Annotated in this window: 10 protein-coding genes and 1 pseudogene; 8 read left to right on the plus strand and 3 right to left on the minus strand. The window is 37.3% G+C overall.

What is annotated here, in order from left to right:
• Both L1967_RS21410 and L1967_RS21415 read left to right on the plus strand, forming a co-directional pair.
• Window positions 1-200: pseudogene (locus L1967_RS21410) on the plus strand (IS1182 family transposase); the annotation flags it as partial.
• A gap of 139 nt (window positions 201-339) precedes the next feature.
• Window positions 340-1,449: a hypothetical protein gene (locus L1967_RS21415; RefSeq protein WP_249603536.1), complete on the plus strand. Its 1,110-nt coding sequence runs from the start codon at window positions 340-342 to the stop codon at window positions 1,447-1,449.
• A gap of 7 nt (window positions 1,450-1,456) precedes the next feature.
• Here L1967_RS21415 and L1967_RS21420 read toward each other — a convergent pair whose 3' ends face one another.
• Both L1967_RS21420 and L1967_RS21425 read right to left on the minus strand, forming a co-directional pair.
• A complete protein-coding gene (locus L1967_RS21420; protein ID WP_249603537.1) occupies window positions 1,457-4,003 on the minus strand; it encodes an ABC transporter permease in 2,547 nt (848 codons plus the stop codon).
• A gap of 1 nt (window position 4,004) precedes the next feature.
• Window positions 4,005-4,691, minus strand: a complete 687-nt coding sequence (locus tag L1967_RS21425; protein WP_249603538.1) for an ABC transporter ATP-binding protein — start codon at window positions 4,689-4,691, stop codon at window positions 4,005-4,007.
• A 99-nt stretch (window positions 4,692-4,790) separates the two neighbouring features.
• On the opposite strand from L1967_RS21425, the gene L1967_RS21430 reads away from it, so the two are divergent.
• Window positions 4,791-5,258: a GNAT family N-acetyltransferase gene (locus L1967_RS21430; RefSeq protein WP_249603539.1), complete on the plus strand. Its 468-nt coding sequence runs from the start codon at window positions 4,791-4,793 to the stop codon at window positions 5,256-5,258.
• On the plus strand, window positions 5,239-5,937 hold the full coding sequence (locus L1967_RS21435; protein ID WP_249603540.1) for an arylesterase: 699 nt from the start codon (window positions 5,239-5,241) through the stop codon (window positions 5,935-5,937). Before L1967_RS21430 ends, L1967_RS21435 begins: the two co-directional genes overlap by 20 nt.
• Window positions 5,938-6,469: 532 nt before the next feature.
• Here the strand turns inward: L1967_RS21435 and L1967_RS21440 are convergent.
• The gene (locus L1967_RS21440) at window positions 6,470-7,255 is read right to left on the minus strand and encodes a 3-keto-disaccharide hydrolase (protein ID WP_249603541.1); all 786 of its coding nucleotides are present in this window, start codon (window positions 7,253-7,255) and stop codon (window positions 6,470-6,472) included.
• A 292-nt stretch (window positions 7,256-7,547) separates the two neighbouring features.
• Between L1967_RS21440 and L1967_RS21445 the strand changes: the two genes are divergently transcribed.
• The 4 genes from L1967_RS21445 to L1967_RS21460 all read left to right on the plus strand — a co-directional run bounded on the left by L1967_RS21445 (window position 7,548) and on the right by L1967_RS21460 (window position 11,938).
• A complete protein-coding gene (locus L1967_RS21445; protein ID WP_249603542.1) occupies window positions 7,548-8,012 on the plus strand; it encodes a (2Fe-2S)-binding protein in 465 nt (154 codons plus the stop codon).
• Window positions 8,013-8,027: 15 nt separating this feature from the next.
• Window positions 8,028-10,301, plus strand: coding sequence for a xanthine dehydrogenase family protein molybdopterin-binding subunit (locus tag L1967_RS21450; protein WP_249603543.1), 2,274 nt, complete (start codon window positions 8,028-8,030; stop codon window positions 10,299-10,301).
• Window positions 10,302-10,697: 396 nt separating this feature from the next.
• On the plus strand, window positions 10,698-11,300 hold the full coding sequence (locus tag L1967_RS21455; RefSeq protein ID WP_249603544.1) for a YkgJ family cysteine cluster protein: 603 nt from the start codon (window positions 10,698-10,700) through the stop codon (window positions 11,298-11,300).
• 125 nt (window positions 11,301-11,425) lie between these two features.
• Window positions 11,426-11,938: a DUF4494 domain-containing protein gene (locus L1967_RS21460; RefSeq protein ID WP_249603545.1), complete on the plus strand. Its 513-nt coding sequence runs from the start codon at window positions 11,426-11,428 to the stop codon at window positions 11,936-11,938.
• The last annotated feature ends 566 nt before the right edge of the window (window positions 11,939-12,504 follow it).

A 12,504-nucleotide genomic window follows, 5' to 3' on the forward strand; every position in this document is an offset into this window, starting at 1 on the left:
TAGGACTAAAACAAGCCAACAAGTGTATGCAACTGTCCGCCATCGCCTACAACATTAAGAAGTACCTCAAATTCACTCAAAAACGGGTGAAAAGTGGGGCAGGAATGCTCGGCTTGTATTTAAAGATCACAAAGACCTTAAATCAGGAATATAAGTCCGTTCTAAAGAGACTTTACCTATCTAATTTAGAGATCGTATAAGATAAAAAAACCGCTTAAAAGCGGTTTAAATAAGTGAAATTTTCTAAGAATTAGAGGCTTGTGCAACGGTTACTTATGTTTTCCGTAATTTCATATGGTGACCGCCCTAAGCTAATAAATATACCTTAATTAATTTGTAATGAACAACAAGTGTTTACTTTTAGCCATTTTAGCAATAGCTTTTCTTTCTTGTAGTGAGGACGATGAATCGTATTTTAATGAAGTTCCAGAAAACTATTTTGTAGAAGATCAGGTACCAACGTCAGACTATGACCTTAAAGAGTGGCAAGATTTTATAGGTATGCCTTTTTATGTAAAAGCCGTAGCTACAGATACCTATTTAGCGGCCAATGGATTAGGGAATAATCTATTATTAACTAATTTTGATAAAGACAATGATAATTTAGTATTTGGATTTTCGGAAAAAGATGAAGCCTCAAAGTCATTGATATTGGTTGCGGTAAAAGAAATGGAACCTGTTGGAGTAAAATCAACTAATGCTAAAGATAGCGTATTGGTTCCTGTTACGTTCGCACAAAATGATAATAAACTTCAAGACACGCAATTTTGGCGTTTTTTACCCAGTGACAACAAGAACTATTCGTTTATACAGAATGCCACCTTGGGTGAAAACAACACTAATTTTGTTTTAGAAGCTACCGAAAATTCGGTATATCTGGCTTTAAAAAACGAAACTCAAAATCAGCAATTTCAGATTGTCCCGAAGGGGGATTTTGAAATTGAAAGTATAGCATTCGATATAGAATCTTTTGAAATTATCGGTAGCGATTGGATAACAGTTGGCCGTGATACGTTAATAAATACTAGCGATGAAATTAAGGAAACCATCATAATCGATAAATATCCTGAAAATTTTAAAGCCTCTTTTATTGAAAACAATCCACAAATTCTAGTACCTATTGAAAGTGAGGAAGTTGAATTACGCTTACCGGATATTGAAGTAATTTATGATGAAGTTACCGTTAGTAAGGGATGGAATAAAACCATTAGGTATGCTGAAGATAGTGAATGGAAAAGAAATGTGGATATCTCTGAAAAATCAGACCTTAAAATACCTCCGCACACAACTTTTGAAGTAAGTTATTATATTAACAGATATAAAATTGAAGTACCTTATCAAATCACCTATAGCGACCGATCTTCTGGAGCAAATTTTAGGAAAATGGGGATTTGGAAAACAGATTTTTATTATGAATCGAATACTGAATTAAAAACAATAACTGAATAAATAAGTATTAAATACTTTCCCGGCGTAACACCTGTAACGGCGGGTTTTTTATAACGCTGCTGCTGTTGGCCAGGCCAATGATCAACACCAGTAACGTAATCCCTGGGAATAAAATTCCAAACGGAACCCAGGACGGGATAAACGTTGTTTCAAAAGCCAGCCAGGCTAATAATAAACTACTGATTAAGGACAGTAAAATGCCGCTTAAACTGCCCAAAACTCCCAAATAAATATATTCTAAAGCCGCGATCTTAAGGATCTGGTTACTTTTAGCTCCTATTGTTCTAAGCAATACACTTTCTTTAATACGCTGGTATTTACTGGTTCTAACGGCACCCAATAAAACAATGATTCCCGTAAGAATGCTAAAAAATGCCATAAAATTGATGATCCAGCTTATTTTATTCAGTAATCCTTCGATAATACTTAAGACCTGACGTAAATCTAAAATCGACACATTGGGATAGTTTTTGACTAATATTTGCTGAATTTCAGCCGACTTTTGGGCATCCGGCACCTGTGTAGTCATAACATGAAATTGCGGTGCCTGTTCTAAAACACCTTTTGGGAAAACAATAGAAAAATTGGTTTGCATTCGTCCCCAATCAACCAGTCGTGTACTGGCGATTTTAGTTTTCATTAAAACGCCCTGTACATTAAAAGTAACCTGATCGCCCACGTTAACCTGCGCATCTTCAGCAAAATTGGTACTTACCGATATCGGGATAATTTCTGAATTTTTAGCTTCAGGAATCCATTCTCCGTTTTCAATACTTTCCGAAGCAATTAAAGAATCCCGGTAGGTCACTCGAAACTCATGGCTCAAAATCCAGCCATTAATGGTAGAAGTTGTGTCTTCCCTAATTTCATTTACCGAGCGCCCGTTAATATTTTGTACGCGCATGGTTACAATGGGGATGTCTTCTATGACCGGCAAATCCTGAGCTTCGATAGTTTTAGCCACATTTTTAGTCTGATTGGTTTGCACATCCAGGAGGATCATATTTGCGCTGGTATTGGTATTGTCTAAAGTGGCCTGTGCCAGTAAAAGATCTTTGCTGAAATAAAGTGTGCTGATTAAAAAAGTACCAATCCCGATAGCCAAAATCAGGATCAGCGTCTGGTTTTGTGGTCGGAACAAATTCCGAAGTGATTGTCTTGAAACAAAACTCCATGAATCTGGGAAAAATTTCCTGATCAGGCTCATAAAAACCTTAGCAACACCGGCTAAAATGGCAAATGTGATCAGAACCCCACCAATAAATGATAGTGAGTACTGCCAGTTTCTAAGTAACCAGAACGAAAAAAGGAATAAAAACAAAACGATTAAAACCGAAATCCCTAAAAGGGCTTTTCGTGATTTTGAACCTGTATTTTCTTCAACTCGTAATACCTGAAGCGGTGAAACGTAAAGCGTCCCCACAAGAGGATATAAAGCAAATAAAACAGACATTAAAATGCCCAATATGATTCCGGCCAAAATGACTCTTGGTGAGATCGATAATGCAATTTCTACCGGTAGTAAACCTTCTAATAGTACCGGAAATGCATATTGTAAAATAACCCCAAGAATACTTCCTAAAATTCCGCTTAAAAAACCAATAAAAGTGACCTGGATTAAGAATATTAAAAAACTTTGTTTTTGCGAAGCCCCCAGGCATTTTAGTACGGCAACCGACTTTAATTTTTCTTTGATATAAATATTAATGGCACTGGCAATTCCCACGCAGCCCAATAACAAGGCGATAAAAGCAACCAGATTTAGGAACTTCCCGAAGTTTTCATAACGCCTGCCCAATCGCTCGCTGGTTGACAAATGCGTATCCAGATCGGCATCTTCTTTTTCCAGTTGAGGATTAATTTTTTCGTCTAAAAGTTCAAGATTGGTGTTTTTATCGGCAACAAAATAATACTCGTAATTAATACGGCTTCCGGTTTGTATAAGTCCCGTTTGCTCGATTAATTGATATGGAATAATCACCGGTGGTGCGATGGCTCCAAAAAGGGAAGAACTGCCGGGCGCCTGCTTTAATTCTCCTAAAATGGGTAGGGTAATTTCACCAATTTTAATACTATCGCCTACCGCCATATCTAACTGAAGCATAACCGTAGCATCCACTAACGCACCATTTTTATTTTGGTAATCTACAGCCGCAGATTTAGGTTTTGTTTCTAATTCTCCATAAAAAGGAAAACCGTTATCGATACCTCGAACACTCACAAATTTTGTCCCGGTTTTGTTAGGAAAAGCCGCCATCGACGCAAAACTGATTTCGCGTGAATCGATACCCAGAGAATCCATAATTTCGATCACCCGTTCACTGGGTGGGTGGTTCATATCGATGGTATAATCGGCACCCATCAAAGATTTAGATTGCAGCGCGATATTATCCTGTAAATTTTCTCCAAAAGATTGAATAGAAACAACTGCGGCAATTCCCAAAACAATCGAAGCCATAAAAAGCAAAAGCTTACGTTTGCTCGCTTTTCCATCTCTCCAGGCCATTTTTAGCAACCAGGAAAATCCCGGTTTTGTTGTATAGAGCTGCTGCATTTTAAATTCCGGTTTTCTGGTCAGATACTATTTTACCACCCTTAATTTCCAAAATATGTTGCGTCATTTTGGCCAATTCCATATCGTGGGTTACAATCACTAAAGTAGTACCCAGCTCGGCATTTAATTCAAATAAAAGCCGAATTACTTTTTCCCCGGTTTCCGCATCAAGATTTCCGGTAGGTTCATCGGCAAAAAGAATTTCGGGATCGTTAGAAAATGCTCGTGCTAAAGCCACACGCTGCTGTTCCCCGCCCGAAAGTTGCGAAGGATAATGATGCATTCGGTGCTCTAAACCTACTTTTTTCAATAGTGATTTTGCTTTTTCGGTAGCATTCTTATTGCCTTGCAATTCTAAAGGAACCGCAACATTTTCTATTGCGGTAAGAGTAGGTAACAACTGAAAATTCTGAAAAACAAATCCTACTTTTTGATTTCGTAGTGAGGCAAGCTCATCTTCAGAAAGGCTACTTAATTTTATGCCACATAATTCAATTTCCCCCTTATCAATCTGGTCTAAACCAGCGCAAAGACCTAATAAAGTGGTTTTTCCACTTCCAGATGGCCCAACAATCGCAAAAGTTTCTTTGGCTTCTACCTCAAAATTAATATCATGTAAAATCTGGAGTTTTTTACTTCCGCTGTCATAGCTTTTCTCCAGGTGGGTAAGGTTTAATATCTTTGTCATTGTGGGTTTAGAAAGAATTTTCAACTAAAACGTACAAATTAAGAAATGATTTTAAGACCATTAAAGTTTATCGAATAAACTTACTAACCTGGCAACAGAATGATAGAGATATTTAAGGTTTCAAAAAGTGATTATCCGGAACTTATAAAAGTTTGGGAAGACTCGGTTAGAGCCACGCATCACTTTTTAAAAGAGGACGATATTGCGTATTTTAAACCCTTAATTTTGAATACGTATTTTGATGCTGTACACTTGAGTTGTACGAAAGCTGAAAATGGAAAAATCACCGGTTTTATAGGTTGTGCCGATAAAGGGATTGAAATGTTGTTTTTGGCTCCTGAATATCGCGGGCAGGGGATTGGTAAGGTTTTAGTTGAATTCGCCATAGCCGAATTTGATATCGAAAAAGTTGATGTAAACGAAGATAATGAGCAGGCACTGGGATTTTATACCAAAATGGGTTTTAAAGTCGTTGAACGTTCTGAAAAGGATGGATTGGGAAAACCTTATCCTATCTTGCACATGAAACTAAAAAATAAAATTGATAATGAAAATAACCAATCTTAATAGCCTGATATTAGCGATTTTTTGCCTTGTTTTTTTGAACTCCTGTAAAAATGAAGAAAAGCAATCGCCTTCTTCTTCAGAAGAAAATCCTGTGGAAAAGCAGGTCTCAGCAGAGAATAAAAAGGAAGAAGCACCTGTGGTGTTGTTTTTTGGAACCAGTTTAACCGCAGGTTTAGGATTGGACACCGCAGAAGCATATCCGGACCTGATTCAAAAGAAAATGGATTCCCTCGGGATGGATTACAGTGTGGTAAATGCCGGCCTAAGCGGTGAGACTACTGCAAGCGGACTGAACCGACTGGATTGGGTGTTTAAGCAAAATGTTGATATTCTGGTACTAGAACTTGGTGCCAATGATGGTTTACGTGGCGTGTCGTTAGACGAAACCAGAAAAAATTTAGAACAGATTATTAATACGGCAAGGGAGAAAAACCCCGATGTAAAAATCATCCTGGCCGGAATGCAAATTCCACCAAATATGGGTGAGGAGTACACTTCTGAGTTCCGATCACTTTTCCCAGATTTAGCTAAGGAATATCATCTAGAACTTATTCCTTTTCTTTTAGAAGGCGTTGCGGGTGATCCAGAATTAAATCAGCAAGACGGTATTCATCCCACCGCCGAAGGTCAGCAAATACTGGCGAATAATGTTTGGAAAGTATTGAAAGATGAGCTGTAGTGATTCAGTTGGCGGTAAGCAGTCTCAGTTGGCAGTTTTCAATGAACAATAAACAGTAATCAATTATCAATTTTGTCATTTCGACCGAAACAAAGTGGAGTGGAGAAATCTCTATCTCAATACGCAGTGAGCAGTCACAGTTTTCAATAAACATTAATCAATTATCAATTTTTGTCATTTCGACTGTAGCGTAGCGAAATGGAGAAATCTCAATCAAGATGGACGTTCAAAGTTTAAAAGTTGTTGTATCGAGAAGTGTGTTTTCAATATACATTATACAGTATAAAGTCATTTAAAATTCAAAGTCCTGCTTCCTGACTCTTAACTCTTACGTCTCTTTTCTATTTTCTTAATACAAAATAAATTTTGAGTGTAGTGGAATAGGAAAATCTCTATCTCGCAGTTTTCAATAAACAATTATCAGTTTTAACGATCTAATATACCAAGCATCTAGTCTACCAAAATTCTACTCATAAAAAATCCGACTACAAAGCATAGCCGGATCTCATTGCTCAAAAAATTAAATATTAACTTATAATTTTCTTACCCAAATATTTCTAAACTGCACTTTCGTACCGTGATCCTGTAAAGCGATCACATCTTCTTCGTGTGCTTCAGGATAATTGTGTAAACCAATATAAAGCGTTAGACCTTGTATTGTCGTATTATTTTGAACAACTACGCCATTATGAAGCACGGTGATTTTTGCTTTCTGGTCTATTTTTCCGTCTTTAAAACGGGGCGCTGTGTAAATTACATCATACACATTCCATTGATCTGGAGAACGCATGGCATTCACCAAAGGTGGCGCATCTTTATAAATACTGGCGGCCTGCCCATTGCTATACGTGCGGTTATTGTAAGAATCTAAAATTTGTAGCTCGTATCTATTCTGAAGGAACAATCCGCTGTTTCCACGGCCCTGTCCAGAATTTTCTACTTTATCGGGAGCACTCCATTCGATATGAATTTGCGCATCCCCAAACTTCATTTTTGTCTGGATGCCACCGGTGCCGGGAACAACTTCAAAATAGCCCTGTTTAATGGCCCAGGGAGCTGCTTTTTCAGTATCAGTCTGACTTACCCATTGATCTAAATTTTCGCCATCAAAAAGTACAATAGCATCTGAAGGTGCATCACCAGGTTTTTCGCCCGGAGTAATTTTTTCTATCTGAGGTTCCCAGATTTCAGTCATTTCTGGTTTCATGGGCATTGGAGATACTTCTGGCGGCGTAGTAGGGGCATCAACTTGTGAAAAGCCAATACCAGAACATCCAATTCCGAATAAAAATAGTGTGGTTATTTTAAGTTTTTTCATATGCTTGGAAATAGAGTTTGATTAAATTTCTTCTGAAATATAAAGAATAAGTAATAAAAAGCCTTTAAAAATTATAGAATTATAAAATCAAAAATGAAACCTGTGCCATAAAATAGCATAGCAATTAACAGAATTTGATAGGGTTTTGATTTTAAAATAAGATGTGCAAGAATTCAAAACAAAGGGCTATAAAATTTATAAAAATGAATGATTTAATTTAAAACGATTCCAAATAACTGTTATTTAAGAGTGTTTAAGAAAAATTTTAGTAATTTTTATAAAAAATTATGTCATGGCGAAATTCAATCTCAATATAAACGGTGAAGATAAAACCGTGGATGTAGATCCCAATACCCCGCTTTTATGGGTTTTGAGAGACCACTTAAATTTGGTAGGAACTAAATATGGCTGCGGAATAGCCCAATGTGGCGCCTGTACGGTTCATTTTAATGGATCTGCAGTGAGATCATGTCAGTTACCAGTATCTTCGTTAGAAGGTAGCAAGATTAAAACTATTGAAGGTTTATCTGAAAATGGGGATCATCACGTACAGCAGGCCTGGTTAGAAATCGATGTTCCGCAATGTGGTTATTGCCAGGCCGGGCAAATCATGTCGGCTTCAGCATTGTTAGATAGCAATCCAAATCCTTCAGATGAAGAAATTGAAAACGCGATGAACGGAAATATTTGTCGCTGCGGAACTTATAGCCGAATTAAAGCTGCCATCAAAGCGGCTTCAAAATCTCAGATCGCCTAATTTAACTTCAGTAAAATGACAAAGAAAAGCACAACAGTAAATAGAAGATCTTTTATTAAAAGTGTTGGTATTGCCGGGGGCGGGTTGCTTATTGGCTTTAACTGGCTGGCGTGTAAGCGTAGTGAAGAAGTTATCGTGGCAGACACTGCCTTAGAAATGCCCGACGAATGGTTTGAACTGAATGGTTACTTAAAAATAGGGGATAATGGTGTTGTTACGATTTATTCGCCAAACCCTGAAATTGGGCAGAATGTAAAAACATCGATGCCCATGATGGTGGCTGAAGAACTTGATGTAGATTGGAATAATGTGATTGTAGAACAAGCGCCCTTAAATACCGATTTATATTCAAGACAGCTTGCCGGTGGTAGCCAATCGATTCGCCAGGGTTGGGAACCGCTTAGAAGAGCTGGAGCAACCGCAAGATATATGCTTCTGCAAGCTGCGGCCAAACAAATGGAAGTACCTGTTGAAGAACTTAGTGTAGAAGACGGAGTTATTTCGCATTCTGGTAGTGATAAAACTATTTCTTACGGAGAGATTGCTAAAGCTGCTGCAGCGATTGAAATTCCAGAAGAGGATAAAGTCGTTTTAAAATCGAAGAACGATTTTAAGATTATTGGTTCTTCAAGAAAAAACGTAGATGCTAAAAAGATCGTAACCGGGCAACCCCTTTTTGGTTTAGACACGTATAAAGATGGAATGCTCACCGCCATGATCGTGCATCCACCAAAATTTGGGATGGAATTTAAATCGATGGATGCCGAAAAAATTAAAGACATGCCGGGTATAAAAGATGTCTTTACCATCGATACTTATCCAGAAGGGCTACAAAAACAGTGGAGTGATGTTTCAGCCTTTAGTAAGCTGGTTGTTGTTTTAGGGGAATCTACCTGGCAGGTCATGCAGGCCAAAAAAGCATTAAAGGTAGAATGGGATTTGAATCCAGAACTTACTAAAAAAATTGAAATTTTGGAGAAATCTGCCGGCATGGGGGAGGTGAGTGGATTGGAAAGCTCAGCAATACATACTTCTTTAATGGCTGATATTGGATCTAAAAAAGCCGAAACGGTACGAAAAGATGGTGATCCTGAAGCGGCTTTTAAAAATGCAGCGAGAATTATAGAACGTTCCTATACTTGTCCGTTTTTAGCGCATAATTGCATGGAACCCATGAACTTTTTTGCGAATGTAACTGAAGATAAAGCTGAATTATTAGGCCCAATCCAAACTCCTGAATATGCCGAAAAAACCATTCAGGAGCGTTTAGGTTTAGATCTGGAAAATATCGATATCCAAATGACCAGAATGGGTGGTGGTTTTGGCCGCCGTTTATACGGTAACTTTCTGGTAGAAGCTGCGGTGATTTCTCAAAAGGCAGGAGCTCCCGTAAAACTGGTCTATTCCAGAGAAGATGACATGACCGATGGTGTTTATCGCCCGGCATATCATGTAACCTATAGAGCTGCTTTAGATGCCAATAATAAAATCACTGCTTTTCATGTAAATGCAGGGGGAATAAAAGAAAGTCCGTTGTTTGCCAATCGTTTTCCTGCTGGGGCGATCGATAATTATTTAGCCGAGAGCTGGACGCTAGATAGTAATATTTCAATAGGGGCATTTAGAGCACCAAGATCTAATTTTATTGCCGGTGCCGAACAATCATTTTTGGATGAGCTGGCTGAAGAAACTGGTCAGGATCCAATTCAGTTTCGGTTAGATCTATTGAAAAAAGCCAAGGAAAAGCCTGTAGGGGAGAATAACGATTATGATGCTGATCGTTTTGCCGGAGTATTGGAAATGGTAAGAGATAAATCGGGTTGGAAAAAAGAAGATCAAAATCTTAATCGAGGCGTTTCGGCCTATTACTGTCATAATTCGTATGTGGCTCAAATTCTCGATTTACGAGTACAAAATAACGAGCCGATGATCGATAAAGTTGTTTGCGCGGTGGACTGCGGAATTGTGGTAAATCCCGATGCCGCTAAAAATATGGTGGAAGGTGGGACCATAGATGGTATTGGACATGCTTTGTACAGTAAAATTAGTTTTGAAGACGGAATGCCACAACAAAGCAATTACGATACCTATCGCTTAATACGCCATAAAGAAGCGCCTAAGAGTATAGAAGTATATTTTGCTGAAAATGGAATCGATCCAACGGGATTGGGAGAACCGCCATTTCCACCGGTGATAGGGGCGCTGGCCAATGCCTTATATAAAGCTACCGGAAAACGTTTCTACGATCAGCCTTATATCGCAGGGCTTCAGGATGAGCTGAAAACATAACATATCAATGAAGCGCTGATTGGTTTACGAGTTTTGGATGCTAATTTTCTATTCAGAAAAGAAAAGTAATGCTATTAAAACCAATCAGCGCTAGTTATTTTTATCTTTATAGGAAGCTTCTATTTTATTTATCATCAAGATATAAAATGTGAATAAATATCGTTACAAGTATTTTAGTCAGGTTTCTGGATTGTCTTAACTCAAAATCAGGTTATGCGATTAGTATGATGCTTATACACAATGGTAAAGTGTAAGTCTTTGATGTCTTTAAAAGCATAAATTCTGAATAATTTAATGCGTTACGGCCAAGAAAATTTGCACCACGATAATATTTAACAGTTTCGACCTAAAATTTTTTTAAAACAGAGTCTATTTTCGACTAATTTCGCCTTTTGAATGAAATTAGAAGAAAAAGTAAGGGCAGTCGAAAGTTTGTTCGAAACCCTTTCAGAAGAGCTTGATCATTTTCAATCTCGTGCTGGTTTTAGTTGTGCTGTTGGATGCGGAAAATGTTGTGAAAAGCCAGGGATCCAGGCGTCACCATTAGAGTTTTTACCATGGGCATTTCAGTGCTTTTTAGCGGGAAAAGCTGAGGAAACCCTAGATCATTTAAATACATCGACTGTAGAAGTCTGTCATTTGTACAAAACATTAAGTTTGGATAGTGGTAGTGGCAGGTGTACCGCATATAATTACCGTGGATTGGTATGCAGATTATTTGGCTATGCGGCACAGCGCGATAAATTGGGGAAACTTCAGTTGGTAAGTTGTAAATTATTAAAGCAGCAGTCTGATGCTTTTCAAAAGACCTCGTTGGCAATTCAGCAAGATTTACCGGTACCGGTTTTTAGTGATTATTATTTAAAACTCGCACAAATTGATTTTGGTTTAGGTAGAAAAATACTTCCTATTAACAAAGCGATGAAACTGGCCTTAGAAGAAGTTTTACACTATTATTCATACCGACCTTTTCCAATTGGTTGGAAAAGAATTGCTTAGATTTTTAACCAATATTGGTTAAAAAAGATATTATTTTTAAAATTCAAACTTGTGAATATCTAATCGTAGGATTGCTTTACCGGAAAGCTTTAAATTTTATTTTTGCGCTCTTAAAAATTTAAGACATGAGCGTAATTTGGTATGAATGTAAGGTGAAATACAGAAAAACACATGAAACAGGCGAGCAAAAAGTGGTGACCGAAGTATATCTTCTGGATGCAGTGTCTTATACTGAAGCGGAAACCAGAATTACTGAAGAGATGCAGAAGCTTACCAGTGAGGATTTTATGATTAAAAACATTAAGATCGCAAATTTCGCTGAGGTTCATCCGTTTGAGAATTCAGATCGTTGGTTTAAATCTAAAGTTTCTTTAATCGCTATGGACGAAGAAAGCGGGAAAGAAAAAAAATCGAACATTTATATACTGGTGCAGGCTAACGATGTAAAAGAAGCTTTTGAAAATACTACAAAAGCGATGGAAGAAACAATGGGAGATTATAGTATACCGTCTATCGTAGAATCACCAATTCTGGACGTTTTTCCATATTTTACCGGAGAGGAAGAACAGCTGGAGAAATACAATATGATGGATGCTGTGGAGACGTTAAGCGAGGAAGCAAGCCAGGAGGAAGAATAGAAGCTATTAATCTGGAGCTTACTTTTTTGGTATGATAAACAACGCCTTTTAGCAATGCGCTAAAGGCGTTGTTTATTATAAATACGATCGACTAGTATACCATTATTTACTCGATAATCGAGATTAAATACCGCGATATTTAGCTTTTATGTTAAAATAGCTTTACAACACAATAATCAGGATTTCTTTAAGTTTTACAAGTACCGTATTTTATAAAATCATAATCCTCCTTTAACTGTTTTTATAGTTTATTTTAACAAAGGTATTTTTTAAAATTTTAGACGAAACCGTATGTTTGCCAAATCTTATTGTTATTTCGTTAATTTGTATTAGCCTACAAGATGGAAATATGCAGAAAGGGAGCAGACGTGCTCCCTTTCTTAATTTTACGCTTTTCTATTTCGGTAATAAATAACAAGAATCTATATACATCATGCAGCTTATATAAAGAAATGATTTAAACTTTTTTTAAAAATAAAAAAGGGTTGCAGATATTTGTGTTGCGAAACATACAATTATCAAAACCAACCCTTTATGTACTCTGTACTTGACAAAGATACAATAGA

Source organism: Zunongwangia pacifica, assembly GCF_023499215.1.
Lineage (GTDB): Bacteria > Bacteroidota > Bacteroidia > Flavobacteriales > Flavobacteriaceae > Zunongwangia > Zunongwangia pacifica.